This window comes from Microbulbifer agarilyticus (assembly GCF_019800665.1).
In the GTDB taxonomy this organism is placed as follows: Bacteria; Pseudomonadota; Gammaproteobacteria; order Pseudomonadales; family Cellvibrionaceae; genus Microbulbifer; species Microbulbifer agarilyticus_C.
The window spans coordinates 240,788-267,660 of the sequence record NZ_JAHVKO010000003.1; the positions used below are offsets into that span (position 1 = coordinate 240,788).

The 26,873-nt window shown below is 56.3% G+C and carries 21 protein-coding genes; 13 read left to right on the forward strand and 8 right to left on the reverse strand.

Going from position 1 to position 26,873, the window contains the following annotated elements; all coding sequences use genetic code 11:
* Positions 1–31 precede the first annotated feature (31 nt).
* The 6 genes from KUV22_RS06700 to KUV22_RS06725 all read left to right on the forward strand — a co-directional run bounded on the left by KUV22_RS06700 (position 32) and on the right by KUV22_RS06725 (position 4,619).
* Entirely contained in the window at positions 32–439 is a 408-nt protein-coding gene (locus KUV22_RS06700) for an OsmC family protein (protein WP_222230415.1), read from the forward strand.
* A gap of 161 nt (positions 440–600) precedes the next feature.
* The gene (locus KUV22_RS06705) at positions 601–1,125 is read left to right on the forward strand and encodes an asparaginase (protein WP_222229575.1); all 525 of its coding nucleotides are present in this window, start codon (positions 601–603) and stop codon (positions 1,123–1,125) included.
* A 143-nt stretch (positions 1,126–1,268) separates the two neighbouring features.
* The gene (locus KUV22_RS06710) at positions 1,269–2,786 is read left to right on the forward strand and encodes an aldehyde dehydrogenase (RefSeq protein ID WP_222229577.1); all 1,518 of its coding nucleotides are present in this window, start codon (positions 1,269–1,271) and stop codon (positions 2,784–2,786) included.
* Between the two features lie 188 nt (positions 2,787–2,974).
* On the forward strand, positions 2,975–3,289 hold the full coding sequence (locus KUV22_RS06715) for a hypothetical protein (RefSeq protein WP_222229579.1): 315 nt from the start codon (positions 2,975–2,977) through the stop codon (positions 3,287–3,289).
* Between the two features lie 100 nt (positions 3,290–3,389).
* Positions 3,390–3,779: a SpoIIAA family protein gene (locus KUV22_RS06720; RefSeq protein WP_222229581.1), complete on the forward strand. Its 390-nt coding sequence runs from the start codon at positions 3,390–3,392 to the stop codon at positions 3,777–3,779.
* A gap of 84 nt (positions 3,780–3,863) precedes the next feature.
* On the forward strand, positions 3,864–4,619 hold the full coding sequence (locus KUV22_RS06725) for a TerC family protein (protein WP_222229583.1): 756 nt from the start codon (positions 3,864–3,866) through the stop codon (positions 4,617–4,619).
* A gap of 54 nt (positions 4,620–4,673) precedes the next feature.
* Here the strand turns inward: KUV22_RS06725 and KUV22_RS06730 are convergent, their stop codons facing one another.
* Positions 4,674–7,190 (reverse strand): choice-of-anchor D domain-containing protein, encoded by a 2,517-nt coding sequence (locus KUV22_RS06730; RefSeq protein WP_222229585.1) that lies wholly within the window; start codon positions 7,188–7,190, stop codon positions 4,674–4,676.
* A gap of 402 nt (positions 7,191–7,592) precedes the next feature.
* On the opposite strand from KUV22_RS06730, the gene KUV22_RS06735 reads away from it, so the two are divergent.
* Positions 7,593–9,872 carry a transporter substrate-binding domain-containing protein gene (locus KUV22_RS06735; protein WP_222229587.1) on the forward strand — a complete coding sequence of 760 codons (2,280 nt, stop codon included), beginning with the start codon at positions 7,593–7,595 and terminating at the stop codon, positions 9,870–9,872.
* 82 nt (positions 9,873–9,954) lie between these two features.
* Here the strand turns inward: KUV22_RS06735 and KUV22_RS06740 are convergent, their stop codons facing one another.
* The 3 genes from KUV22_RS06740 to KUV22_RS06750 form a co-directional block, all read right to left on the reverse strand.
* Positions 9,955–10,332: a RidA family protein gene (locus tag KUV22_RS06740; protein ID WP_222229589.1), complete on the reverse strand. Its 378-nt coding sequence runs from the start codon at positions 10,330–10,332 to the stop codon at positions 9,955–9,957.
* Between the two features lie 188 nt (positions 10,333–10,520).
* Positions 10,521–12,014 carry a CoA-acylating methylmalonate-semialdehyde dehydrogenase gene (locus KUV22_RS06745; protein WP_010133697.1) on the reverse strand — a complete coding sequence of 498 codons (1,494 nt, stop codon included), beginning with the start codon at positions 12,012–12,014 and terminating at the stop codon, positions 10,521–10,523.
* A gap of 74 nt (positions 12,015–12,088) precedes the next feature.
* Positions 12,089–13,438, reverse strand: a complete 1,350-nt coding sequence (locus KUV22_RS06750; RefSeq protein ID WP_222229591.1) for an aspartate aminotransferase family protein — start codon at positions 13,436–13,438, stop codon at positions 12,089–12,091.
* A 206-nt stretch (positions 13,439–13,644) separates the two neighbouring features.
* On the opposite strand from KUV22_RS06750, the gene KUV22_RS06755 reads away from it, so the two are divergent.
* Entirely contained in the window at positions 13,645–14,568 is a 924-nt protein-coding gene (locus tag KUV22_RS06755) for a LysR family transcriptional regulator (protein ID WP_222229593.1), read from the forward strand.
* A 115-nt stretch (positions 14,569–14,683) separates the two neighbouring features.
* On the opposite strand, the gene KUV22_RS06760 is transcribed toward KUV22_RS06755, so the two are convergent.
* Together KUV22_RS06760 and KUV22_RS06765 are read right to left on the reverse strand one after the other, a co-directional pair.
* Positions 14,684–16,027, reverse strand: a complete 1,344-nt coding sequence (locus tag KUV22_RS06760; protein ID WP_222229595.1) for an NCS2 family permease — start codon at positions 16,025–16,027, stop codon at positions 14,684–14,686.
* A 19-nt stretch (positions 16,028–16,046) separates the two neighbouring features.
* Entirely contained in the window at positions 16,047–16,841 is a 795-nt protein-coding gene (locus KUV22_RS06765; protein WP_222229597.1) for an outer membrane protein OmpK, read from the reverse strand.
* A 318-nt stretch (positions 16,842–17,159) separates the two neighbouring features.
* Between KUV22_RS06765 and KUV22_RS06770 the strand changes: the two genes are divergently transcribed.
* Together KUV22_RS06770 and KUV22_RS06775 are read left to right on the forward strand one after the other, a co-directional pair.
* A complete protein-coding gene (locus KUV22_RS06770; protein WP_222229599.1) occupies positions 17,160–18,800 on the forward strand; it encodes an acetolactate synthase large subunit in 1,641 nt (546 codons plus the stop codon).
* A gap of 178 nt (positions 18,801–18,978) precedes the next feature.
* Positions 18,979–20,754, forward strand: coding sequence for an ABC transporter transmembrane domain-containing protein (locus KUV22_RS06775; RefSeq protein WP_222229602.1), 1,776 nt, complete (start codon positions 18,979–18,981; stop codon positions 20,752–20,754).
* Here KUV22_RS06775 and KUV22_RS06780 read toward each other — a convergent pair.
* A complete protein-coding gene (locus tag KUV22_RS06780; RefSeq protein WP_222229603.1) occupies positions 20,742–21,707 on the reverse strand; it encodes a transglutaminase domain-containing protein in 966 nt (321 codons plus the stop codon). The genes KUV22_RS06775 and KUV22_RS06780 overlap by 13 nt on opposite strands.
* Positions 21,708–21,947: 240 nt before the next feature.
* Positions 21,948–22,304: a DUF3574 domain-containing protein gene (locus KUV22_RS06785; protein WP_222229605.1), complete on the reverse strand. Its 357-nt coding sequence runs from the start codon at positions 22,302–22,304 to the stop codon at positions 21,948–21,950.
* A gap of 270 nt (positions 22,305–22,574) precedes the next feature.
* Here KUV22_RS06785 and KUV22_RS06790 point away from each other — a divergent pair, with 270 nt between their 5' ends.
* The 3 genes from KUV22_RS06790 (at position 22,575) to KUV22_RS06800 (ending at position 26,815) form a co-directional block, all read left to right on the forward strand.
* Positions 22,575–23,093, forward strand: a complete 519-nt coding sequence (locus KUV22_RS06790; protein ID WP_222229607.1) for a hypothetical protein — start codon at positions 22,575–22,577, stop codon at positions 23,091–23,093.
* 184 nt (positions 23,094–23,277) lie between these two features.
* Positions 23,278–23,697, forward strand: coding sequence for a hypothetical protein (locus tag KUV22_RS06795; RefSeq protein ID WP_222229609.1), 420 nt, complete (start codon positions 23,278–23,280; stop codon positions 23,695–23,697).
* Positions 23,698–23,893: 196 nt separating this feature from the next.
* Complete coding sequence (locus tag KUV22_RS06800) at positions 23,894–26,815, forward strand: M16 family metallopeptidase (RefSeq protein ID WP_222229611.1); 2,922 nt, start codon at positions 23,894–23,896, stop codon at positions 26,813–26,815.
* The last annotated feature ends 58 nt before the right edge of the window (positions 26,816–26,873 follow it).

A 26,873-nucleotide genomic window follows, 5' to 3' on the forward strand; every position in this document is an offset into this window, starting at 1 on the left:
ATATGAAGGAGAGAGTTCCATGGCGGGCGTAATGCAGGGTCAGGTGACCTGGGTAAATGGTGTCACTTTTGTCGGTGAAGCGGGCAGTGGTAATTCCGTAGTGATGGAAGGTGGCCAGAAAAACAATGGTATCCGCCCCATGGAAATGATTCTGTTGGGTGTAGGTGGCTGCGCATCCTACGACGTGGTGGGCATCCTGCAAAAGACCCGTCAGGACGTGGCCAGCTGTCACGTGGAACTGAAAGGTCATCGCCCGGACGCGGTGCCGGCGCCGTTCGAGAAAATCGAGATGGAATTTGTGGTGCGTGGACGCAACATCAAGGAATCACAGGTGGCGCGTGCGGTAGAGCTGTCTGCGGAGAAGTATTGCTCGGCATCCATCATGCTCGGCAAGGCCGGTGTGGAAATCGTGCACTCTTACCGTATTGAAGAAGTCTAAGCCCTTCTTTCCCCAATCTTCCCCTGACCTGCCGGTGGTATCACGCCACGGGCAGGCTCCTATCCCGCAACTCATGAATTGCGTTGCGGGACACTAGAATTGTCTCGTTCTCTCTAGCCCACTAAGATGCGCACATTTGTACTCACTCAGCGGGAAAAACGATGACAGATCTCAACCAAAAGACCAGTGTCCGCATTCTCACTACCGGTGGCACCATTGAGAAGAGCTACTGCGAATCCGAAGGCACCCTGAAAAACCGCGCCTCGATTATTCGCGAGGGCCTGATCAGTAGCCTGCGCCTGCCCTATACCCACCTCGAGCTAGAGAGCATCCTCAACAAAGACTCCCTGGAGATGGACGATAGCGACCGCGACCAGATTTGTGCGGCCATTGCGCGCACCGCCGAAAAGGGCGACCCCATCGTGATTCTGCACGGAACCGACACCATGTCGGTCACCGCCGAATACTGCTTCGAAAAGATGGGTACGCCCGCGGTACCAGTGGTGTTCACCGGTGCCATGCGTCCCATGGGCTTTATCGATTCCGATGCCCGCCAGAACGTCACCGAAGCGTTGCTCGCCGCGCGCCTGCTGTCGCCGGGGTTCTATATCGCGTTCCACAACCGGGTATTCGCGATTCCCGGTGCACGCAAGAATCTTGAGACCGGTACCTTCGAGGCCGTGTAAGCGGATTTCACCGATTTGCAGCGGTAGCTTCCGTGCAGCAAAATACAGACTCGTTGATTTGTGATCACATTTTAGATATAAACTGAATAATCCTTCAGTTTTTAGCTGATAGCCAACTTTTCGTGTGCCAAACCGAGGTGACCATGACTGACAACCGGAACCCACAGCCAACGCCGCAAACCCTGCAGGAGTGGCTCGCCCGGGCCGACGAACTCACTATTGAGGGGCGCGCCTTTATCAACGGCGCCTACGTGGACGCGATCAGCGGCCAGACCCGCCCGTGTACCAGCCCGGCAGATGGCCGCGAGCTGGCGCAGATTGCCAATTGTGGCCCGGAAGACGCCGAGGTAGCGGTTAAGGTTGCCCGTGAGACTTTCGAATCCGGTATCTGGTCCGACATGCCACCCATGGATCGCAAGAAGATCCTGGTGCGTTTTGCGGAGCTGATCGAAGAAAACCGCGAAGAAATCGCCCTGCTGGAAAGCCTCGACGCGGGCAAGCCCATCAGCGACACCATGAATGTGGATGTGCCCAGTGCGGTCACCACCATTCGCTGGAATGCGGAAGCGATCGACAAGATTTACGACGAGATTGCCCCCACCGGCCCCGCCGAGATCGGCCTGATTACCCGTATGCCGCTGGGCGTTGTGGCGGCGATCGTACCGTGGAACTTCCCGCTCTCCACCACCGCGTGGAAGCTGGGCCCGGCGCTTGCCACCGGCAACAGTGTGATCCTGAAACCGGCATCCAACACACCACTCACCGCAATCAAACTGGCGGGGCTGGCGAAGCAGGCGGGTCTGCCGGATGGCGTACTGAACGTGCTGCCCGGACCTGGTAGCAGCCTGGGCAAGGCCCTGGGCCTGCACATGGATATCGATGGTCTGACCTTCACCGGTTCCACCGAAGTGGGCAAGACCCTGACCGAATACTCCGGTCAATCCAACCTGAAGCGTACCTTCCTCGAGCTCGGCGGCAAAAGCCCGAACATCGTGTTTGCCGACGCCGACCTGGACAAGGCCGCGGAAGCGGCCGCACTGGCGGTGTTCTACAACCAGGGTGAGACCTGTACCGCTGGTACCCGTCTGCTGGTGGAGAAAGGCATCGCCGACACCTTTATCGAAAAGGTCAAGAAAGCTTCTGAGCGCTTCCAGCCGGGCCACCCGCAGGATCCCAACACCGTGATGGGTGCCCTGATTGACCAGAGCCAGTACGACACCGTGGAGTTCTACGTGGCCAAAGGCCTCGAGCAGGGCGCGAACCTGGTGTGCGGCGGCAAGCCGGCGGCAGCTGTGGAGGGCGGTCACTACTACGAGCCGACCATCTTCCGCGGTGTGAGCGGTGACATGACCATTGCCCGCGAGGAAATCTTTGGCCCGGTACTGTCGATCATCGAATTCGAGACCGAAGAGGAAGCGCTGCAAATTGCCAACGACTCCATCTACGGCCTGGCCTCCGGCGTGTGGACCAAAGATCTCGCCCGCGCCCACCGCATGGCGCGTGATATTCGCGCGGGCTCGGTATGGGTCAACAACTACTTCGGTGGTGACATCACCGTGCCCTTCGGTGGTTTCAAGCAGTCCGGCAACGGTCGTGACAAGTCGCTGCACGCGCTGGACAAGTACTGCGAGCTGAAGTCCACCTGGATCGATATCAGTTAATCATCCCTACGTTATCCCGTCTAAATTGACTCCTTTGGGCTGCTTTTGCAGCCCTTTTTTTATTCAGGGTGGAGTCATTTTCACAAGGTTATGCTGAAACTGTGATCTACCGCGAAGGTGAACGGCCGTGTGCGGTTTAGCATGGTGTCCATACCGATCTGTACAAGATATCCAGCAAGGAAAATATTATGTTCAAGCATATCGCCACCACTCTGGTTGTTTCGGCTCTGGCAATGGGCGGTACCAGCGCCATGGCGAAACCCGACAAGCACAACAGCGATCTACCCCCGGGCCTGCAAAAGAAAGTGACACGTGGTGGTGAATTGCCTCCCGGCTGGAAGAAAAAGCTTGCGCCCGGTTATGTCCTGGAAGACGAAATTTATCGTCATGCAGTGATCGTACAGCCGGTGGATTCTCGCGGTTTGGTGACCGTGCGTATTGAAGGCGAGCTGGTTCGTCTGATCCATGCGACCCATGAAATTGTTGACGTGCTGTCACACTAAAACCATTACCCGCCGAGTTTGTTGTTTGGCCGAATTTGTCCTTTGAAAGTATCTGGCCTATACCTGTGTGCTTAAACTGTACGCAGGTATAGGAGCGAACATGCACGAATATCATCATGGCTTTTCCGTCAGTGTGGAGCGTGTTGCAGATGAAAAAGTTCTGCTGACCATGCATGCGCGCGGAAAATTGCGGCACGAAGACTACCAGATCATGGTGCCCATGCTGGAAACTGCGATTGCGGGTATGGAAAGCCCGAAAATCGACGTGATGATGGATGCCCGGGAAATGGACGGCTGGGAAATGCATGCAGCCTGGGATGACTTAAAGCTCGGCTTAAAGCACGGCCGCCAGTTCAGCAAGGTGGCCATGGTCGGCAGCAAGTCCTGGCAGGAGACCGCGGCCAAGATCGGCAGCTGGTTTATCGGCGGCGAAGCCCGCTTCTTCGAAGACAAAGCGCCCGCCTTGGCGTGGTTGATGGAAACCGCCTAAACTCCTTTCCTGTTTCTCCCCGTCGCGGTCCGCCTCCCTGAGGCCGCTGGCTACCAATTACAATAAATTGACAGGAACGTTCACATGTTCGAATGGATCGCCAGCCCCGAGGCGTGGGTTGCCCTGGCAACGTTAGCCGCGCTGGAAATCGTGCTGGGCATCGACAACATTATCTTTATTTCCATTCTGGTTGGGCGCTTGCCGGAAAAACAGCGGGAGTCGGCGCGATTTATCGGTTTGGCGCTGGCCATGATTACCCGCCTCGCCCTGCTATTTTCCATCGCCTGGATTATGGGCCTTACCGAACCCTGGTTTACCGTATTGGGTGAAGAGATTTCCGGCCGGGATGTGATTCTGATTGGCGGCGGCCTGTTCCTGCTGTTTAAAGCGACCCATGAAATCCACAACAGCCTGGAAGGTGTCGACGGCGAAGCCTCCAGTGTAAAAACTGCAACCTACGGTATGGTGCTGGCACAAATAGCGGTGCTGGATATTGTGTTCTCGCTGGACTCGGTTATTACCGCGGTAGGTCTGGTGGACCATATTTCGATTATGGCGATTGCCATTATCCTCGTCGTGGTGGTCATGTTGATTGCGGCCAAGCCCATTGGTGATTTTGTTGACCGCCATCCCACCATCAAGATGCTGGCGTTGTCTTTCCTGATTCTGGTCGGCGTCACCCTGATTATCGAAGGCTTCGAAATACATGTGCCGAAAGGCTACATCTACTTTGCGATGGCTTTCTCGGTGGCCGTGGAAATGCTCAATATTCGGATGCGCAGCAAGAAAGCGACCGCGGTTAAACTGCACAAGCCCATTCGGGCAGCAGAAGATGCATAAATAAAAAAGGGGCGGTTAACCGCCCCTTTTTTATTGTGGTATGTGATGTGCCTGTTATTGGCACAAGCTGCGAATGCTGTGCGACTCTTGAGCCGCATCCATCCACAAGAACACATCGTCGTCACTGAAGTAGTAGTACACCGAGTTGTTGGGCAGGATCAGCACACTGATTCCGCCGTAGCCAGACATAAACGGCAGCCACAGCGGGTTGCTACAGCCGCTCATGTTGCTACTTACCTCGTGCGCCCATAAACCGTTGTTGTACTTGTAGTCATTGAGCGGTTCCAAGCCGCGGTCGGCGCTGTTGCGCTGTAGCGCTGCATCCAGTTCTCCCTGATGCAATACAGATTGGCTGCCGCCCGCGAGGAAAGCGCCGATCTTCGCCACATCATCGCGCAGCCATATCAGCCCCCAACCGGTAAATGGTTGCTGCACGCTGTCGTAGGTACGACGGGTAAATTCTGCAGTGGGGCTGACACCCAGCGGTGCGAGAATTTCCTCTACCACAATGTCAGTGAAAATATCACTGCTGCCGCCTTCAATACCGCGCAGGTAGGCGTTCATCGCGGTGCCGAGAATATAGGTATCGGATGTGTGATATACCCACTTGGTACCGGGTGCTGCCTTGCGCGAGTACTCGGTACAGCTGTAATTGATCTTGCTGGCGTGATCCTCCGGCAGGAATAGATCGTTGGTGTGGCTCGCACCCTCGTCACTCATATAACCGGCCAAATTGTAATTGCCCGTTCCCATATCCAGCGCGTTGCCAAAGGTCACATCATTCCAGTTGCCGTTGGTATTGCACTCGCTGATATAGCTGCCAATGGCCTGATTAAAGGTCCCGGGATACTTCTTTTCCAGACGCATCATCGCACCACCGGCAAACACCGATTTGGCACTGGAATAAGAGGGTACTACCAGTGATTCACAGTAGGGATAGTCACCGCGGCGGGAACCACAACCCCCCATGTAATGGGTGCCGTCAATGACAAAACCCGCGAGCGAAATGTCCAGGGGGGCTTTGCCATTCGGTGCGGCGAAAGCGGTGTAGTCGGTGCCGGGATAATCCTGGGCCAGTGCGCTGAGCGGTTTGCTGGGCATGCGATCGTTGACTTCGGCCTGGTAATCGCTAATCAACTGGTCGCTGTTCGCAACGCTGTGGGGCGTGTAGCTAGCTGCGAGTTGTCCCCACATATCCACCTGGAAGTAAAGGCAGGTTTCACCGGCGATCTGATAGGCCACATCGGAGACAGAACCGTCGTCCTTGAACAGGAATGTCATCATGCCATTGTGCACACAGTTGGCATTTTTCTGCTGCAGCGCAAATGGCAGGGCTACGCGGCTGTAACCGGCATCCCCATTTTCATTCCATACCCGCCCCGGTGTCAGGATGTACTCCCACTCGGGGTGGGCACTGGCAATGGAGCCACGCTCTACCGGAAAAATATGGCTACCGCTCTGAACGAATTCAAAATCGAATTCCGGCAGGTGCTTGCGGGTGGTGTCGCGAGAGCCGGTATAACGGAAACTGTCCTTGTGTTCGTCAAAGTCGCCACCGGTGGCTTCGCCGAATAATTCCAGAGAGCCTTCAAACTGGTTGCCGGGCATGGCAGCATCGGCAGGGAGCGCGTAGTTACTGTAATCCACTAAGCTGCCCGGATCACTGCCGTTAATTAGCGTATTTATGGTCAGTGCACTGCGAGAAACATTGCCGCTACCGCTCAGTGGGTCGAAATCGTCCACGCTGCCGCCGCCTGTGGAGGCGCTGCCGCTGAGGCTGACCGAAACGCTCGCCTCGTCTGGATCGTTCGAGGAAATACTGAGGCTGCCGTTAAAGTTGCCATCTGCTTGTGGTGTAAATGCTACGTCGATATCGCAACTTGCGCCGGCACTTACATTGCCACAATTGTTACTGGCTACCGAAAAAGGTGATGCCGGGTTGCTTACATTGCTGATAACAAGAGCGGCAGAGCCTTCGTTGGAAATGGTGATGGTGCGGGTGGAGCTGGTGCCTGTGCCGATGGCACCAAAACTGATACTTGCCGGTACGCTAATGTCCGGCTCGGTCGGTGCGCCACCAGTACCGGTGACCAGTGCGCGGTATCCATAACAGTAGTCGCCGGTGGTGGCGCCGGTACCACGAAAGCGCAACTGCACCGCAACGTTATTATCGATACCGGATGGTGAACTGTTGCCGGAGAATTGACTGCCGTTGTCATCACCGTTGGCAATAGTTAACGCCGTTGTCCAGTTGCTGCCGCCGTCTGTGGAAATTTCGCCGTAACAGAACTCGCCGTTTTCCAGTGAACTCGCTGACATCATGAGTTCAACGGAGACCGCGGAGTAGCCCGCGGTAGAAAGTGCCTGCGTTGCGGTAGACGTGCCCCGCAGGCGAATACTGCTTCCATTGTACGCATCAACGGTACCGGTGGTGGTCCATCCGCTAATATCCCCGTTGGCAAAATTGTCCTGGTAAATGGTATCTGCTGTTGCGCTGGTAGATGCCCAGGCACCAATCAATATTGCCGCCGTCGTTAATTTAAATCCCGTCAAAATTCCGGAGGATTGCATGATGTGTCCTCGATAGTTTTTTATTTGTGACCAAAGATTCTTCTGATCAAACGTTTTTTGGGAAGCTTGCCAAGGCATAACATGCGGGGTTTTCGAAATTCCCTATAGAACCAGCTGGGTGGTTGCACAGGGGCCAGTCTGAATGGGTGGTCTATTTTGGCGCCAGGCGGAAAGTGTTAAATGGTTTGCTTTATTGAGTTAGCGACCGGCTGGCGGGCATCGCGGGTCAGCGGACAGGGTGGTATGGTTGTACAAAATTCGTGCGAAATCGAAATTTCATGCGCTTTGTGAGACAGTTCACGTTCGATGCCGAAAACAGGAGATGTACGCGGTATGACCGGGTTGGTAGGAAAACGGACACAAGAAAAGGATCGCTTGGGGGCTGTAAGAGCGGGATGGGTAGTGGCAGTAGCCCTGCTCGGCATTCTGTTGGCCGCCTGTGGCGATACCAGTAGGGAAAAGGCTGCGCAGGTTCTCGAGAATGACCGCGCGGCAGAGTTGACTGAGAAGGCGACTGAAGAGGGGACTGAAGAAAGAGCCTCGCAGGCCAGCGAACCCGAGGTGCCCGCATTTACCAACTATATCAATCAGGGTGACCTCGCAGAGATTCACCAGCAAGGTACCCTGCGGCTGCTTGCGCCCAAGGGGCTGGAAGAGGAGTCTTTACCGCGAGACGGCCTGCCCACGGCGGAATGGCGAGCCCTGGCCGAGAAGTTTGCCGAGCAGCGCGGGCTCGCCGTGCAGTGGATTTATGTGGATAACTTTGCCGACCTGATTCCCGCGTTGCGGGAAGGGCGCGGTGATGTGATTGCGGTGAACTTTACTCGTACCGAACAGCGTGCTGAACAGGTCCTGTATATACGCCCATTGAAGTATGTTCAGGAACAGCTGATCACTCGACGCAAGCAAGGTTCCGCTCCCGAGCAGGTTACCGAAGCTGAACCCGTCAAGGTTGCGGTGCGCAAGGGCAGTGCTTTCGAGGAAACCATTTCCGAGTTGGCCGAATCCTCCTCAAATAAGTTGCAGGTATCCCTGCAAGCCCAGATTCTCGATGAACCGATTAGTCAGGATGAATTGCTGGGCGGCGTCGCCGATGGCACTTTTGCCGCAACGATTATCGATAGCAATTTATCCGCAGTATTGCTGGAAGATTTTCCCACGCTAAAGGCGGAAAACCTTAGCGATCGCCGCCGCGCCATCGCCTGGGCCGTGCGCAGTAATGCGGTAGCGCTGGGGCAGGCATTAAATGAATTCTTGACCGAAGAACACCTGGTCGCGGCACAGCAACGCAACAGCGCTCGTCGCGATTGGGCGCAAATCAAAGAAAGTAAAACCCTGCGCGTACTGACCCGCAATCACCCCGCCTCCTACTTTATGTGGCGCGGCGAACTGATGGGTTTTGATTACGATTTGTTGAAGCGCTTTGCCAAAGACCATGGCTTGCGCCTGAGCATGGTGGTGCCCGGCCACGATGTGGATCTGGCGGAGGCGCTGGCAGAGGGCATGGGGGATGTGATCGCCGCATCCATGACCGTCACCGACCCGCGCAAACAGCAGGGGTTGGTATTTACCCGCCCATACATGCAGGTCACCGAACAATTGATCGCTGCTGTAGACAATACGCAGGAACTGGCAGTCCCCGTCGCCGAGCGATTAATCGGCCAGTCCGTCGCGGTAAACCCTCTCAACAGCTATTACTCCAGTCTCGAGGCGCTGGCGGCACTGCAGTCTGGCGTTGCGGAAGGTGAGGGTAGTAAGCCGGTTAATATTTTGCCGATTCAGGGCGCTACCACCGAGCAGCTGATCGATGCGGTTGCGGAGGGACGCTACGACTACACGGTAGCAGATTCGCACCTGGTGCAAATCGAGCAAACCTATCGCGATGACTTTGTTGTGGTGGGTGACCTTTCCGAAGAGCAGGCTATTGCCTGGGCGGTACGTGACGATCAGCCGGAGTTGTTGGGCAAACTGAATGACTTTCTGAATAAGTACTACCGCGGCCTATTTTTCAATGTGACCTACAACAAGTATTTCAAGGAAGAAAAGTTCATCAAGGGCAAGCAGGGCCAGCGCCTGCGGGATACCACCGAGCTGTCACCTTACGACCCGCTGGTGCGCAAACATGCGGTACCCGCCGATCTGGACTGGCGCATGGTCGTGTCGCAGATGTATCAGGAAAGTCGCTTCAATCCCAAGGCGCGCTCCTTTGCCGGCGCTCGCGGCTTGATGCAGGTGATGCCGCGCACCGGCAAGCAGCTCGGCATCTCTGATTTGTACCACCCGGAAAACAGTATTCGTGCGGGGGTGTCTTATCTTGGCTGGCTGGAAGAGCGCTTCCCCTCATCGCTGCCGTTTGACCAGAAGATTTATTTTTCCCTGGCCGCCTATAACGCCGGACACGGGCATGTAAGAGACGCGCGGGTGCTGGCGAAAAAGCTGGGTAAAGATCCGAATCGCTGGTTCGACAATGTGGAAGAGGCCATGCTACTGCTGTCAAAACCGCAGTACTACAAGAAGGCGCGCTTCGGTTACGTGCGAGGGCGGGAACCGGTGAATTATGTACGTGAAATTCGCGATCGCTATTTTGGCTATCTGTCGGTGGCGAAGAAAGAGCGGCTGGGAGAAAACCTATTAGAACAACTTGGCGAGCTGCCAGGAGAGAAAGCGGCAGAGCAGCTTTGATTTGCGTCGCACAGGGGTTAGGGAAGATCAGGATTAACTGACCTTCCCTGACGGGGCAAACGAGATTACCCCAAAGTGTGCGTTAAACGCGCGTGGTCACCTGAATCTCAATTTTCATCGCGTCGTCCAGCAGGCGCGCTTCAAACATGGTGGCTGCGGGGCGTACCTCCCCCAGCCACTTTTCAAATACCGGCCAGCAGGGCTCGAAGTCATCGCGGTTGGGCAGAATGTAGGTCACCCGCACAATCTGTGCGATGCTGCTGCCCGCTTCTTTCAGTGCCTGTTCAATGTTCGCAAAACACTGGTCCGCCTGTTCCGCGGCATCGTCACTGATGCTGTTGGTGGCGTAGTTGTAGCCGGTGGTGCCGGAGACGAAAACGTAATCGCCATCCACAACCGCGCGGGAATATCCGATCTTGGTTTCAAATTCCGATCCGCTGGAAATCAGCTTTCTGCTCATTGTGCGCACTCCTTGAATTGCAGTGAATCCGCAGCTTGGCGGACTGTTGGGGGCGCGGATAATGACACAATGCGAACAATTCTGCTAAATATCTCCTCTTAACCAATAAATATTGCACGGTGGTTCATAAATAAAAACGCCCGCAGATTTTTCTGCGGGCGTTTTTCGTAGATAGCGAGTGGAGGGGATCAGTTACTCGGGAAAGAGAACTGCGCACCTTCGCGCACGCCGCTGGATGGCCAGCGCTGGGTGATGGTCTTGCGCTTGGTGTAGAAGCGCACACCGTCCGGGCCGTAGGCACCCAGGTCGCCGAACAGGGAGCGCTTCCAGCCGCCGAAGCTGTGGTAGGCCACCGGTACCGGCAGTGGTACGTTGATGCCGACCATGCCCACCAGGATGTTGTCGCTGAAGTAGCGCGCCGCTTCGCCATCGCGGGTGAAGATGCAGGTACCGTTGCCGTACTCGTGATCGTTGATCAGCTGCATGGCTTGCTCCATGGATTCGGCGCGCACTACCAGTAGTACTGGGCCAAAGATTTCCTCTTCGTAGCAGGTCATGCCCTGCTTCACCTTGTCGATCAGCGTGCCGCCGACAAAGAAGCCATTTTCATAACCGGCCACTTTCGGATCGCGACCGTCGACCACAATGGTCGCACCCTGTTCGGCGGCGCTGGCGATATAGCCGTCCACCTTGTTTTTGTGTGCTTCGGTGATGACCGGGCCAAAGTCGTTGCTGCTGTCGGTGTAGGCACCCACTTTGAGGTCTTTCATGGCGTGGGACATCTTGTCGATAAAGGTATCCGCGGCTTCGTCGCCCACACACACGGCCACCGAAAGTGCCATGCAGCGCTCACCGGAGGAACCGAAGGCCGCACCGGTCAGTGCGGCGACGGCATTATCCATGTCCGCATCCGGCATGATGATCGCGTGGTTCTTGGCACCGCCCAGTGCCTGGCAGCGTTTGCCGTTGGCGCTGGCCGTGGCGTAAACGTATTCGGCGATCGGGGTGGAACCAACGAAGCTCACCGCTTCCACACGCGGGTCGGTCAGCAGGGTATCTACCGCAACCTTATCGCCATTCACCACATTGAATACGCCGTCGGGCAGACCAGCTTCCTGCAGCAGTTGTGCCAGCAGCAGGGCGCAGGACGGGTCGCGCTCAGAGGGCTTCAGTACAAAGGTGTTGCCGCACACGATGGCCAGCGGGAACATCCACAGCGGTACCATGGCGGGGAAGTTGAACGGGGTAATACCGGCAACCACGCCCAGCGGCTGCATTTCGCTCCAGGAGTCGATGTCCGGGCCAACGTTGCGGCTGTGTTCGCCTTTGAGCATCTGCGGAGCAGTGCAGGCAAACTCCACATTCTCGATACCGCGAGTCAGTTCGCCCATGGCGTCGTGGGAAATCTTGCCGTGTTCTTCGCCGATCAGCGCGCAGATTTTTTCTGCGTTGTCTTCCAGCAGCTGCTTGAACTTGAACATGATGCGCGCACGTTTGATCGGCTGGGTATTGCGCCAGGTCTTGTACGCTTCTGACGCCGCCGCGACCGCTTCTTCCACGGTGTCTTTTGCGGCGATCGCTACCTGCTTGGAAACCTCACCGGTTGCCGGGTTGAATACGTCCTGGGTGCGCTCGGCGGCGTCGACGGTTTTGCCGTTAATAAAATGGCCAACAATGCTCATGCTATTTCCTTGGTTAACTCTCTAAATTTTTTGTGTTCATGGTACGTTTGGTTTGTGTGCTTTATTAGCCTGTATCAGCCGGCAGCGACGCTGGTGATGGCATCGCCCAGGGCGTTGACCAGGGTGTCGACTTCTTCCGCCTCGGCCACAAAGGGCAGGCCCAGCTGGATGGTGTCGCCCCCGTAGCGCACGTAAAAACCCTTTTCCCACATCTTCATTGCGATCTGGTACGGACGCAGCAGCGGTTCACCCGGTGCGGCCTCGATGGTGAGACCCGCGGCAACACCACAGTTGCGGATGTCGGTCACCAGCGGTGTGCCTTTCAATTGATGCACACGGTCTTCCAGTACCACTGCCAGTTCGGCGGCGCGGGAGAAGAGGTTTTCCTTCTCCAGAATATCCAGTGACGCCAGCGCTGCCGCGCAGGACACCGGGTGGGCGGAATAGGTGTAACCGTGGGGCAGTTCCAGCAGGTACTCGGGGCCGCCCTGGTCCATAAAGGTATCGTAAATTTCCTGCTTGGCGATGACCGCGCCCATGGGTACGGCGCCATTGGTCAGCTGCTTGGCCGTGTTGATGATGTCCGGGGTAACACCGAAGGCCTCGGCGCCGGTGGCGGCACCCATACGGCCGAAGGCGGTGATCACCTCGTCGAAAATCAGCAGGATGTTGTGCTGGTCGCAAATCTCGCGCAGGCGCTGCAGGTAGCCTACGGGCGGCGGCAGTACACCGGCGGAGCCGGCCATGGGCTCGACGATGACCGCGGCGATGTTGGAAGCATCGTGCAGGGCGATCATTTCCAGCAGGTCGTCTGCCAGGTGGGCACCTTCCTCGGGCATACCCTTGCAGAACTTGTTCTGCGGCAGCACGGTGTGCGGCAGGTGGTCGGCATCTACAGCGGTGCCATACAGGGCGCGGTTGGCGCCGATACCGCCGACACTGATGCCGCCAAAGTTCACCCCGTGGTAACCCTTGGCGCGGCCGATCAGCTTGGTTTTCGATGGCATGCCCTTTTTGCGCCAGTAGGCGCGGGCGATCTTCAGGGAGGTTTCTGCAGACTCGGAACCGGAGCCGGTGAAGAACACCCGGTTCAGGCCTTCCGGCATAAACTGGGTGATGCGCTCTGCCAGCTGGAAGGCCTTGGGGTGGCCAAACTGGAACGCCGGCGCGTAGTCCAGGGTGCGCAACTGCTCACTCACTGCGTCGGCAATTTCCACGCGGTTGTGGCCGGCACCGCAGGTCCACAGGCCGGAGAGGCCGTCGAAGATGCGGCGGCCATCGGCACTGGTGTAGTAGCAGCCTTCGGCGCCTTTGATGATGCGTGGGTCCTGCTTGAACTGGCGGTTGCCGGTGTAGGCCATCCAGTGGGCGTCCAGCTGGTCCTGGCTCAGGCCGGCAAACTTGTCGCTCACGCTCATGTCCATTGCTCTGCTCCCCTTTGTTCTTGTCTCTTGCTTCTTATCGATAGCAGCTTGTTTGGTTTGGTTTAGTTGGTTTGGTTTAGTTGGTTTGGTTGCAGCCAATGTAGAAGAGCTTTAATGTTGCATAAACTGTTATTTATCGATGTTCAGTTTCACTTCTATGCAACTAAGCATCTGAAGAGACTGGGTAAGACGGATAGGAAGGTACTGTGGGGCGCAAACAGACGGCGCTGCTGGGGCAGCTGAGTGATATCGACCTGCGCTTGCTGCGGGTATTCCGCGCGGTGGCGGAGGCAGGGGGCTTCTCGGCGGCGGAGCTGGAGCTCAACGTGGGGCGCTCCACCATCAGTCGCCATATCAAGGACCTGGAGGTGCGCCTCGGCGTGACCCTGTGCCAGCGCGGGCGCAGCGGCTTTGCCCTCACCAGCGAGGGGCGCCAGATCTACCAGGCCACCCTGCGCCTGCTCAGCTCCCTGGACGCCTTCCGCGGTGAGGTGGCGGATGTGCACAAGCGCATGACCGGGCATATTTCCCTGGCCCTGTTCGACAAGATGGTCACCAACCCCGCGGCACACATCGACGCCGCCCTGCGCCAGTTTGACGATCTGGCCCCGGAAGTCAGCCTGGATATCCACATCGAGCCGATCAATGAAATCGAGCGCGGGGTGATGGAGGGGCGCTTTCAGCTGGGGGTGATCCCCGCCCACCGCGAGTCTCCCAGTCTCGATTACCAGCACCTGTTTTATGAGCAGATGTATCTCTACTGCGGCTATCGCCACCCGCTTTTCGGTACCGCGGATATCTCCATCGACGACGATGCCATCCGCGCGTGCAAATACGCCGGCCTCGGCTATCACTCACCGAATATGGAAGTGGGTAACCGGCTAGGGTTGCAGCGGGACATTACCGTCAACGACCAGGAAGCGATCGTGCACTGCCTGCAATCCGGGCGCTATATCGGTTACCTGCCGGACCACTATGCGGAGACGTTTTTGAAGAAGGGGGAGATTCGGGCCATCTGTCCACAGCGCTATCACTACGAATGTGACTTTATGGCGATTCAGCGGCGCTCACCCAAGGCATCGCGCATCGTGCAGACCCTGTGGGAGTGTCTGGCCAGCGCGCACGGCTGATCGTTTTATCAGAGAGGGAAAGGAAGCGAAGGGTAAGAAAGGAAAAGAACGGAAGGAGAGGGGAGAAAGGGAGAATCGGCGCGCACCCGCAACAGGCACGCGCCGCACAAGCGCATCAGAAGAAGATGAACTTGGCCACAAACAGTGCCGCCAGTGCGTACACCGCAATGCTCACATCTTTGGAGCGGCCACTCAGGGTCTTGATCGCCGCGTAAGCGATAAAGCCCAGCGCAATGCCGTTGGCGATGGAGAACGACAGCGGCATCATCACCGCGGCGATTACCGCAGGCGCAGCCTCGGTAATGTCATCCCAGTCGATAGTGGACAGGCCGGAGGTCATCAGTACCGCAACGTACATCAGTGCACCGGCAGTCGCGTAGGCCGGAACCATACCCACCAGCGGCGAGAAGAACAGCGCCAGCAGGAACAGGCCCGCACATACTACCGCGGTCAAACCGGTACGGCCGCCAGCGGCAACACCCGCGGTGCTTTCCACGTAGGTAGTGGTGGTGGAGGAACCCATCAGGGAGCCCACCGCAGACGCGGAGCTGTCTGCCATCAGTGCCTTGCCCATACCCGGCAGCTGGCCTTTTTTGTCCAGCAGCTTGGCGCGGTCGGCGGTGCTCAGCAGGGTGCCTGCAGTGTCGAACAGGTCCACAAACAGGAACGCGAAGATTACGCTGATCATGCCCACGTTAAACGCACCTGCAATATCCAGCTGCATAAAGGTCGGCGCCATGCTCGGCGGCGCGGAAACCAGGCCACCGTATTGCACCTTGCCCAGGGCCAGCGCAATACCGGTCACGATCAGGATGCCGATCATCACCGCGCCCAGCATACGGCGGTAAGCCAGCGCTGCAATCAGTACAAAGCTCAGTGCGGCCAGTACCGCCTCTGTGGAAGTGACATCACCCAGGGTTACCAGAGTGGCCGGGCTTGCGGTCACGATGCCCGCGCTCTTCAGCGCGATGATCGCCAGGAACAGGCCCACACCGGCCGCCAGCGCCTGACGCAGGGACATGGGAATGCTGTCGATCACCCACTGGCGCACCTTGAAGATGCTGAGCAGCAGGAACACGACACCGGAGATAAATACCGCACCCAGTGCCACCTTCCAGCTGTAGCCCATTTCACCCACAACCACGTAGCTGAAGAAGGCGTTCAGGCCCATGCCCGGTGCCAGCGCAAACGGATAGTTGGCGTACAGCCCCATGATCAAACAGCCTACGGCCGCGGCGAGACAGGTCGCGGTAAAGACCGCGCCCTGATCCATGCCGGCAGCAGACATGATGTTCGGGTTGACGAAAATGATGTAGGCCATGGTCAGGAAGGTGGTGAGACCGGCAATGACTTCCTGGCGCACAGTGGTCTGGCGCTCGGAGAGTTTGAACAGGCGCTCGAGGATATTCGCTTGCGGGGCCGCGCTGTTGGCGGCCGCGGTAGATTTCGACTGGCTCATGATATTACGCACCTATTATTTAGAAGTGGTACTTCAGCAGCAGGTTGATGTTGCGCTCGTTGGAATCGATACCGAAGGTACCGTCCTTGATGCCGAACTTGTCGTTCCAGTGCACGTACTCAACACCGGCGTACAGCTTCTTCGGGTTGCCGCTGCGCGCGCCAATGTCCCATTTCAGCTGGGAGGTGAAGTTCAGGCTGGCGTGTACATCGCGGGAAGCGCTGGCCCAGTCGATAAAACCGTCGTACAGGAAGGATTCGCTACCGATGGTGAACGGCAGGCCCCAAACCAGGGTCAGCTGCTCGTTGTCCGCACGCTTTTCGTTGTTACGGTGGTAAACATTGGCCTGCAGGTAGGCAAAGCCAGGCGCGTCCAGGTCAAAACCCACACCCGCCAACTTGTTGACGAAGCGCTCGCCGGTTACCAGCAGGTTGTCCGGGTCATCGGTATTGCCCAGTTCCAGCTGGCCAGCCAGCAGCACGTCTTTTACCGGGCCAAATGCCACATCGTTGCCCAGCTTGCCCAGGCTCAGGCGCGGGGAAATTTCACCGTACAGTTCGGCAGAACCGTCGGTGGACTTGAGGTAGTCGCCAAACATGAACAGGTCGCCCCAGGTGTGGCCGCTCACGTGTTCGAAGGTCAGGACGTTACGGGTGCTGTCGTCGGTGGACAGGCCGTAGTTCACTTCGTAGTTCTTACCGTGCAGCGCGGTCAGGCTGTTGTCGCTCCACAGGGTTTTGGCCTGGGTGCCAGCGGCGAACAGGCCGGTCAGCAGGGAGAGGGATAGGACGGGCAGGGACTGGGTCAGCTTCATGGTTACCTCAATTAAGCTGCGGAATCCTTCCCGACTGAGTGAGCGACTAGACGCAACGGGCGACTAAAAAGTCACGCTCTGGCTGAAAAATAAGCGCGCAATTTACCGGAACTGGTGGGGCACTTTCAAGGCTTCCGGCGCCAGACTGAAAGGTCAGTAACAAGATGGTTGAGTTCGCCAGTTAATATGGGCGGGACTGAAAACATGGCGCGTCTGCTACGCTGCTATTGCAATTGGATCGGCGCATTCCCGGAGGCTCAGTGGGGTAGCGGTGGCGCTAGATATAGCCCCTGGTGAAGGCATTAGAGAGGGAGTTTGGTGAAAGCATCGGATCTGTTTGTGCGCGCACTGGAAGCGGAAGGCGTCGAGTTCGTCTTTGGCATCCCTGGAGAAGAAAACCTGGACCTGCTGGAATCCCTGCGCGGTTCCAAGATCCGGCTGGTGATTGGCCGCCATGAGCAGGCGGCCGGTTTTATGGCGGCCACCTACGGGCGGCTGACCGGTAACGCCGGCGTGTGCCTCTCTACCCTCGGCCCTGGCGCCACCAACCTGGTGACGGCAGCCGCCTACGCGCAGCTCGGTGCCATGCCCATGGTCATGGTCACCGGGCAGAAGCCGATCAAAAGCTCGAAGCAGGGGCGTTTCCAGATTATCGATATCGTCGACATGATGCAGCCGCTGACCAAGTTCACCAAGGTGATCGTCAGTGGCGACAATGTGCCGGCGCATGTGCGCGAGGCATTTCGGCAGGCGGAGGAAGAGCGGCCCGGTGCGACGCATCTGGAGCTGCCGGAAGATATCGCCCGCGAACACTCCACCATGCCGGTGCTGGAACCCAGCTATACCCGCCGGCCGATCGCCGAGAATAAAGCCGTGTGCCAGGCGGTGCAGGCCATCGCCGCCGCGCGCAAGCCTCTGTTGTTAATCGGTGCCGGTGCCAACCGCAAACTCACTGCAAAAATGCTGCGGGAATTTGTGGAAAAGTTTGGCATCCCCGCAGTGACCACGCAGATGGGTAAAGGCGTGATCGACGAAGCGAGTTCGCATTTTATCGGCAACACCGCCTTGTCTGACGGCGACTTTGTGCACCGTGCTATTGATCAGGCCGATCTCATCATCAACGTCGGTCACGACGTTGTGGAAAAACCCCCATTCTTCATGCGCCCGGGCGGGCCGGAAGTGGTGCATATCAACTTCAGTTCCGCACAGGTCGACCCGGTGTATTTCCCGCAGATTGAAGTGGTCGGGGATATCGCCAACAGCCTGTGGCAGATAAAAGAAAAGCTTGAGCCGCAAAGCCACTGGAGCTTCACCGACGCGCACCGGATTCGCGATGCGCTGCGCAAGCATATTGTGGACGGCGCACAGGACGCGAGCTTCCCGGTAAAGACGCAGCGTCTGGTAAAAGAAGTGCGCGAGGCGGTGCCGGATAACGGCATCATCGCGCTGGACAATGGCATGTACAAAATCTGGTTTGCGCGCAATTACCAAGCGCACAAACCGAATACCGTGTTGCTGGATAATGCACTCGCAACCATGGGCGCCGGGCTGCCCTCCGCCATGGCCGCCAAGCTGGTGCACCCGGATCGGAGTGTGGTGGCCATCTGCGGCGACGGCGGGTTTATGATGAATTCCCAAGAGCTGGAAACCGCGGTGCGCCTGAAACTCGACCTGGTGATTTTAATTTTGCGTGACGACGGTTACGGCATGATCAAGTGGAAGCAGTCGCAGATGGATTTCCACGACTTTGGCCTGGATTTCGGCAACCCGGATTTTGTTGCTTACGCAGGGTCCTATGGGGCCAGCGGTCACCGTATCGAACGCACAGAAGATGTTCGCCCCACCATCGAACGCTGTATGCAGGAAGGGGGGATACACCTGATCGATATCCCCATGGACTACAGCGATAACGACCGTATCTTAAACCGCGAGATTCGCGAGCTCTCCGCCAAGCTGTAAACGCGAAACGACTATTCAGGAGTTGAGCTTTTGGGTCTGGTGTGAACTCGGGTAACGGCATACTATCGCCGATTGATTTACACAGAAGACCTTCTTTATGCCGGACTCCCGTGCGCCCTCAGCAACTGACATCGCCCCATCGCAATCTCCAAAATCTGCGAGCTTAAGCGCAACTTCCATGGCCAGGGCGCTGTGGCCATTCGTGCGGCCCTACAAACTGGTGCTGGTGTGCGCGGCGGTGGCATTGGTATTTACCGCGGGTATCACCCTGTCCATCGGCCAGGGCGTACGATTGCTGGTGGACGAGGGCCTAACCGGTGATTCAACCCAGGCGCTGTCCCACGCGGTGTTTATTATTATGGTGCTCGCGGTGCTGATGGCCCTGGGTACTTACACCCGGCACTATCTGGTTTCCTGGCTGGGCGAACGGGTCGTGGCGGACCTGCGCAAAGCGGTGTTCGATCATATCGTCACCCTGCATCCGAGTTATTTCGAAACCAACCGCAGCGGCGAGATTATGTCTCGCCTCACCACCGATACCACCTTGCTGCAGCAGATTATCGGTACCTCATTTTCCATGGCGCTGCGCAGTGCACTGATGTTTGTCGGTGCGTTGATTCTTCTATTGTTTACTAATTTGAAGTTGAGCCTGATGGTGCTGATTGGCGTACCACTGGTACTGCTGCCGATTACCCTTTACGGGCGCCGGGTGCGTAAACTCTCCAAGGCAAGCCAGGACTCCATTGCCGATGTGGGCAGCTACGCCGGAGAAATTATTCAGCACATTAAAACCGTGCAGAGCTACACGCGCGAGCGCCATGAAATGCAGGCGTTTTCCGGTGAAGTGGAAGTCGCGTTTGGCGTTGCCAAGCGACGTGTGCGCCAGCGCTCGCTGCTTATTGCGGTAGTGATATTGATGATGTTCGGTGCGGTCAGCGGCCTGATCTGGGTCGGCGGCAACGACATGATTGCCGGGCGCATCACCAGCGGTGACCTCGCGGCTTTCGTTTTCTATGCAGTGATGATGGGCTCAGCGGTGGCCACAATTTCCGAGGTCTACAGCGAGCTGCAGCGTGCCACCGGTGCCACCGAACGGCTGATTGATCTGCTAAATGTAAAAGCGGAAATCCCGGTCAGTGAAACCGTTTCGTCCCAAACCGCTGGGCAAGATACAGACAGCAAGGTAGATGGCGCGCAAGGTGAAGCCCAGCTCGCCTTCGAGTCCGTCACCTTCCACTACCCCTCACGACCAGGTAAACCCGCATTGGAAGAGCTGAGCCTGGATGTGCCCGCGGGCAAAAGCCTGGCTCTCGTCGGCCCATCCGGCGCAGGTAAATCCACCATGATGGATTTGCTGCAGCGCTTTTACGATCCACAAAATGGGCGCATTACCTTAAACGGAACCGATATTCGCGGCCTTGATACCGCGGTGTTGCGCAGCCAGATGGCGGTAGTGCCGCAGCAGCCCGCACTGTTTACTGCGGATGTCTGGTACAACCTGCGCTACGGCAAGCCCGATGCCAGCGACGAAGAAGTCATTGCCGCAGCCAAGGCCGCCCACGCGCATGAATTTATTGAGCAACTTCCAGACGGCTACAACAGTCATCTGGGCGAGCAGGGCGCAAGGCTCTCCGGTGGGCAGCGGCAGCGTCTCGCCATTGCCCGGGCCATTCTAAAAGACCCCAAGATTTTGTTGCTGGACGAAGCTACCAGTGCGCTCGACGCCGAGAGTGAACACCATGTGCAGCGTGCGCTAGAAACGCTGATGAAAGATCGCACCACAATTATTATTGCCCACCGCCTTGCCACTATCCTGCACGCGGACAATATCGCCGTGCTGGAAAACGGCCGTCTGGTTGCTCAAGGCCGACATCGGCAATTGGTGGAAAGCTCCGCGCTGTACAAGCGCCTCGCCGAGCTGCAATTTCGCGAGGCGCAAACTCAGGAATCCTGATCGGTAATCGGTGACGACTCCGCCGCTTGCAGCAGCTCGCGCCGGCTTTGCAGTTGGTACACGCGCTGCAGGTTTCTCTTGGCGGAGACATTCTTATCGTCAAGAGAAATGGCGCGGGTGTAACTCAACTCCGCTAATTCCAGGCTGCCTTGACGTCGGTACAAATAACCGAGGGTGTTCCATGCTACGGACGATTTTGGTGAGAGTGTCAGCGCCTCGCGAGCAATACCAATTGCCGCGTCGAAATTTTCGTCCCGGGCTTCACTCAAAGCCAGATTATTCAGGTACAACACCTGCACGGCCTCATCCGAAAGTTTCTCGTGGCGGTAGTGCGAGCGCGGCTCAAAATTCATTTCCACAATTCGCGTATTCCAGCCGTAGGAAATTTCCGCATTGATATGCAGGACGTTCTCTACCAGTACCCGTCCACTGTCGCTGCGCGTGGCGCGCCGCTCCTTCGGCGCATGCACCCGGTTAAAGTGAGCGGGTACGCCCACCTCCCGCGCCAGCGCCACAATCATTGCCGCAAACGAAATGCAGTTTCCCCGCTGCTGCGAGAAGGCCTCGGCGGCGGTGGCGGTGGTATCCAGGTCGTACTCCATGAAAAACCGCTGCTGGCGCAGCGTGCGCAGAATCCGTCGCATGCGCTGGTTCGGCGAAAGGGATGGATCGATCGAATCCACAAACGCTTTCATCTCTGGCGATACCGCCAGCAGGTCCGGTGCCAGTGTTTGCAGGTCCGCCTGCGGGGGTTGCTGCCCTTCCATTTCCCAGGGTAAAGGGGACAGAGGCGTGCTCGCCAGTGGTAGGCCACTGCCGGTTTGTGCGCTGTGGACAAGTGGCGCAGCGTGCGCACTGAACCCTCCACTCCCGGCAGCAGTATTCTCGGGCAGCATCGTCGAGCTGCTACATGCAGCCAGCGTCGCACTGGCTAAAATTGCAATCCATCGCATAAGTCAATTCTCCTAAAAGTTGGAGTATTGATGCACATAAATATCGATTCAGATGCGCTGGATCGACGAAATTGCTGAAAATGGGGGTAAAACGAAGATCTACGCAGATGCACGTCGGCAAGCCGAGTGACAGCTGCGGCCGGCCGAGTGGAAGAAAGGTGACTGGGAGTGAGTGATTGGTGTCAGCTTTTGGCTGGTCGAAACAACGGGTGCTGGAATACGGAAAATGCTGCGGAGCAATTAGCGGAAAGAAACACACACCGGGCTGCGCACCCGCAGTACCGACTCCTGCTGAAAGCGCCGCTTGTAGATATCCACAAGCTCGCCAATGGCGGTATCAGACTCCGCTGTTTCCCGATGCACCAGTAACAAAACCTTACTGCGCTCACGCACAATCTCGCCGCTACTACCACGCCACTGCCCCCTGCCAGAAAGCACCGTAAATCCGTTGGGGAAGCGCGGCGACACCGCATTGGCAAGGAAGTCCCGCCACTCGGCGTCTGATACCTCACCGGTGAATGTTTCTGTGCCAAAGAAAAGCTGGTCGTGAATTTCCAGTTGTTCGCCCGGCTTACAGTTTGAATTAGGCGCAGCCACGCAGCCGTAAATACTTAGGAACGTCAAAGTCGCTAGCCCGCGAACAGTATGAAAAAAAAAGGCTAGAATTTTGGCCGGAATAAACTTTCTTTCTTTACTGGACCGGTACGTTGGCATGGTATTCATTCTTTGCCCGGCGGTCTATGTCGGAGCCCGGGCTTTAGGTATGTAGTTCAATAGCTTCAGCTAAATCCTAGTAGATGAGTACCAATAAGTATTTGGATCGGTCAAGGTAGACACACAAATGCATAAACTCGGAAAGAGTCGATAATGAATTTTGCAAAATGGGTGACACTGCTCGCGTCATTATTTGTTGGCTCGTGCCACTCCAATTCAATTATAAGATCAGGAAGTGGATATGTGATTTTTGACTTCTATCACATAGACGAAGAGGTAAGAAAAGATTATTGGTTGGCCGTGTCTAATGGCTGGAAAACTTGGCATTTGTCCTCAAGCATACCGGTACATGCACTCCGAGCAGACACTTATACGATTACACATCTCGACCGATCGACAAACCTGAATAGGTCGCCAGATGATTTAGAGATACCGGTGAAGCAGCGAATCGACTTTGACGTGGGGGATGGTGAGGTCGTTTATTTGGGTATATTTACCCTGAAAAGTATACCCAGCAAGAAGGGTTATGAAATTGGAGTCTCGACGGGATTGGGCTTAATGCAGCGAGCGTGTATGCATGCGCCAAATATATTTGACAAAGGGAAGGTCACGCTAGGAATTCTCGAGCCTGAAGAAGGGAGTCACGTCAAATTTCAGTGCATTTTTAGTTGATAAGTGGATTAATCAAAAAGGTCATGTGTGAGGCGGTGTTTCATATATTGACAATTATCCTGAACAGGAAGTGTGGCTATTAATGTATTGGAAAATAATATTAATTACCTTGTGCTTATCAGCATGTGCCTCATTTGAGGACATTAACTCCGGTACTGGCTATGTAGTGTTCGATTTCTATTTGATGGACGATAATCAGAGAAAAGACTGCAAGCTCGCATTGCATAATCGTGGGCGTATAAGACATTTTTCGTCGATAAAATCGATTCATTCACTCCGTTCGGGTAGTTACAAAATATTACATTTTGATTGCAGTGATATACAGAGCGGTCTTGTCGGGGGATTGAATGTCTCACTTGAGAATCCACTCGAGTTTGAAGTGAAGAATGAGGAAGTTACTTATTTGGGAACATTCATACTTAAGAAAGCTAAACAAGCTGGCGCATTTGAGGTAGGGCTATCGGCAGGGATGGGGTTGCTGGATAGGGTGTGTGAGCATTCGCCAGAAGTCTTGGCGCCGGGAAACATAAATATGGGGCTAATCAATTGGAGCGGTAAGGCTGAGTTTGAATATCAGTGTAAAAAAAGTAAAAAAGCAATCTGAGCAAAGTTTAACTAGTGCAAGTACCTATAGTGCCCCTATAAGAAGATTTTCAATTTTCGCTATTGATAGCTTTAGCCACTTAGCCAGTAATTACCCCTTTGCCAACTCGATCGTTTTTAGTGGGGCATTGAAACTCCATCGCTTAACCTCACACACCTGCTATCTTCCTTTACATAACAATGCACAGGAATGCCCAATGCTCCGCAATATCACCGCCACATTGGCGCTCTTTACTGCAGTATCCCTACCTGCTCTGTTCCTTATCGGCTGCGACCGCTCACAGACCGAGTCTACACCCAAGCCCCTAACCGACACTGCGCCAAAAGAGCAGACACAGGAGGGCGCCAAACCCGACTTCTCCATCGAATACGAGCAATTCCAGCTGGATAACGGCCTCAACGTGGTGTTCCACATTGACCGTTCGGATCCGGTGGTAGCGGTATCACTTACCGCCCATGTGGGTTCGGCGCGTGAGGTAGAGGGGCGCACCGGCTTCGCGCATTTGTTCGAGCACCTGCTGTTTTTGGAGTCTGAGAACCTGGGCAAGGGCGGGCTGGATGCGATGAGTGCGCGCATCGGCGGTTCCGGTGCCAATGGTTCTACTTCCCGGGATGTCACCAATTACTACCAGACGGTGCCGAAAGACGCGCTGGAAAAAATGCTGTGGGCAGAGGCGGACAAGCTGGGCTGGTTTATCAATACGGTGACCGATCCGGTGCTGGCGAAAGAAAAGCAAGTGGTAAAGAACGAGAAGCGTCAGGGTGTGGATAACCGCCCTTACGGCCATACCCAGTACGTGATCGACAACAACCTCTACCCGGAAGGGCACCCTTACAGTTGGCAGGTAATAGGTTCGCTGGAAGATGTGGGCAATGCCACGCTGGATGATGTAAAGACGTTTTTCCGCCGCTGGTATGTGCCGAACAATGTGACCCTTGTGGTATCCGGGGACTTTGACCCGGAGCAGGCCCGCAAATTGGTGCATAAGTACTTCGATGAGATTCCCAAGGGTGAGCCGGTGGAACGCGCAGCCAAGCAGCCGGTGACTCTGAAGGAAACCAAGCGCCTGTATTACGAAGACAACTTTGCCCGCCAGCCACAACTCACCATGGCCTGGCCCACCGTGCCCCGCTATAACGCCGACAGTTATCCACTGGCGGTACTCGCGAATTACCTTTCTGTGGGCAAGCGTGCGCCTCTGTACCGGGTGCTGGTGGAAGAAGAGCAGTTAACCCCGGGTGTTTCCATGTACGCCTATGAATCGGAACTGGCAGGGCAGATGCAACTCAAGACACAGGCGTTTGCCGGTGGTGCGCTGGACCCGATTTATGCGGGCATCGAAAAGAGTTTCGCCCTGTTTGAAAAAGAAGGTATATCTGAGGAAGACCTGGAACGTATCAAGGCGGGCCAGGAGGTGGCTTTCTACAACAGTCTTTCCAGCGTGGTGGGTAAGGCCTTCCAGCTGGCGCAGTACCAGATTTACGCCAACGACCCGGGTTATGTGGGGCAGGACATTGCACGTCTGCTGGCGGTGACTGCGGAAGATGTTGTCCGCGTGTACGAGAAATACATCAAAGGTAAGCCCTATATTGCAACGAGCTTCGTGCCACGTGGTGAAAAGGATTTGGCACTGGCGGGCTCTGTCGCCGCACAAGTAGTGGAAGAGGAGGTGGTCGCCGGTGCGGAGGCTCAGTTTGATGCCTCCGGCAGTGCGGAATACGAGAAAACTCCTTCGACTTTTGACCGCTCCAAGGAGCCCGAATACGGCGAACCGGCGGAGCCAGTGGTGCCGGATGTCTGGCGCGGCAAGCTGGGTAATGGCATCGAAGTACTGGGCATCGAAAACAGTGAAGTACCCACCGTGCGCTTCAGCCTGGTGATGGACGGTGGCCAGTTGCAGGAGAGCATTGATAAAACCGGTGTGGCGCACCTCACCTCGATACTGATGGGCCGCGGTACCAAAAACCGTACGCCGGAAGAACTGGAAACCGCCATCCAGAAACTCGGTGCCGGCATCGGCATTTATTCCGGGCAGGATACCTTCCGTTTTGATGTGACGACCCTGGCGCGCAACTTCAATGAGGTGTTCGCGCTGTTGCAGGAAATGCTGCTGGAACCGCGCTGGGATGAAAAGGAGTTGGTGCTGGCGAAGAAGGGCGTCATCAGCCAGATCAAGCAGGCGGAAGGCGAGCCCAACGCCATCGCCGGTAAGAACTTTGCCCGCCTGCTGCACGGCAAAGACAATATCCGTGGTTACAGTGGCCTGGGTACCGAGGAATCCGTGAATGCAATTACCATGGATGACCTCAAGGCCTACTACAACAACTACCTGTCGCCGTCGGTGGCCCGTGCCCATGTTGTGGGGGATATCCAGCAGGCGGACTTTATGGCCACCGCGGAGCAGCTGGCCAAGCAGTGGCCGGCAAAAGCGGTAGATGTGCCCAATCCGAAATCCGAACCCGCCGAGCCCGGTATTTATTTTATCGATGTGCCCGGCTCCAAGCAGTCGGTACTGCGCATTGGTCGCATGGCGATGCCGGTGGTATCGGAAGATTATTATCCGGCGGTATTCACCAATTACATCCTCGGTGGCGGTGGCTTCGCCTCGCGCCTGACCCAATTATTGCGCGAGGGTAAGGGCTACACCTACGGCATCAGCTCCAGTATTTCTGGTAACAAACATGAGGGGCAGTTCACCATTGGCAGTGGTGTGCGCGCCAATATCACCGCGGAATCGGTACAGTTGATTAACGAGGTACTCAAGGAGTACGGGCCTACCTATACCGAGGAGGATCTGCAGACCTCGAAATCCTTCCTTATTCGCAGTAATGCCCGCGCCTTCGAAACCGCGGGCGCCAAGCTTGGTGTACTGGAGAGCATGAGCGAGTTCGGCTGGCCGGCGGATTTCGTGCGCGAGCGCGAGGCGGTGGCCAAGGCGATGACGATTCCCAAGGTGCAGAAAATTGCCGAAACCTACATGCTGCCGGATTCGATGATCTGGGTTGTGGTGGGGGATGAGGCGACGCAACTGCAGCGGCTGGAAGATCTCAAGCTGTTTAACGTAAAGCTGCTGAAGAAGGAAGAGCTCGCCAAATTGCACTCGCCTCCACAAGACTGACCGGCGTGCAGTAAAAAGGAGAACGTCAGTCCACGTCTATACTTGCCGCACGCAAAAA

Coding starts and splice junctions, on each gene's coding strand:
- KUV22_RS06700 (WP_222230415.1), top strand. CDS start 32: ATGCAGGGTCAGGTGACCTGGGTAAATGGTGTCACTTTTGTCGGTGAA.
- KUV22_RS06725 (WP_222229583.1), top strand. CDS start 3,864: ATGTTCGAATGGATCGCCAGCCCCGAGGCGTGGGTTGCCCTGGCAACG.
- KUV22_RS06780 (WP_222229603.1), bottom strand. CDS start 21,707: ATGCGATGGATTGCAATTTTAGCCAGTGCGACGCTGGCTGCATGTAGC.
- KUV22_RS06790 (WP_222229607.1), top strand. CDS start 22,575: ATGAATTTTGCAAAATGGGTGACACTGCTCGCGTCATTATTTGTTGGC.
- KUV22_RS06705 (WP_222229575.1), top strand. CDS start 601: ATGACAGATCTCAACCAAAAGACCAGTGTCCGCATTCTCACTACCGGT.
- KUV22_RS06715 (WP_222229579.1), top strand. CDS start 2,975: ATGTTCAAGCATATCGCCACCACTCTGGTTGTTTCGGCTCTGGCAATG.
- KUV22_RS06745 (WP_010133697.1), bottom strand. CDS start 12,014: ATGAGCATTGTTGGCCATTTTATTAACGGCAAAACCGTCGACGCCGCC.
- KUV22_RS06795 (WP_222229609.1), top strand. CDS start 23,278: ATGGACGATAATCAGAGAAAAGACTGCAAGCTCGCATTGCATAATCGT.
- KUV22_RS06710 (WP_222229577.1), top strand. CDS start 1,269: ATGACTGACAACCGGAACCCACAGCCAACGCCGCAAACCCTGCAGGAG.
- KUV22_RS06740 (WP_222229589.1), bottom strand. CDS start 10,332: ATGAGCAGAAAGCTGATTTCCAGCGGATCGGAATTTGAAACCAAGATC.
- KUV22_RS06750 (WP_222229591.1), bottom strand. CDS start 13,438: ATGGACATGAGCGTGAGCGACAAGTTTGCCGGCCTGAGCCAGGACCAG.
- KUV22_RS06760 (WP_222229595.1), bottom strand. CDS start 16,027: ATGAGCCAGTCGAAATCTACCGCGGCCGCCAACAGCGCGGCCCCGCAA.
- KUV22_RS06765 (WP_222229597.1), bottom strand. CDS start 16,841: ATGAAGCTGACCCAGTCCCTGCCCGTCCTATCCCTCTCCCTGCTGACC.
- KUV22_RS06800 (WP_222229611.1), top strand. CDS start 23,894: ATGCTCCGCAATATCACCGCCACATTGGCGCTCTTTACTGCAGTATCC.
- KUV22_RS06775 (WP_222229602.1), top strand. CDS start 18,979: ATGGCCAGGGCGCTGTGGCCATTCGTGCGGCCCTACAAACTGGTGCTG.
- KUV22_RS06720 (WP_222229581.1), top strand. CDS start 3,390: ATGCACGAATATCATCATGGCTTTTCCGTCAGTGTGGAGCGTGTTGCA.
- KUV22_RS06730 (WP_222229585.1), bottom strand. CDS start 7,190: ATGCAATCCTCCGGAATTTTGACGGGATTTAAATTAACGACGGCGGCA.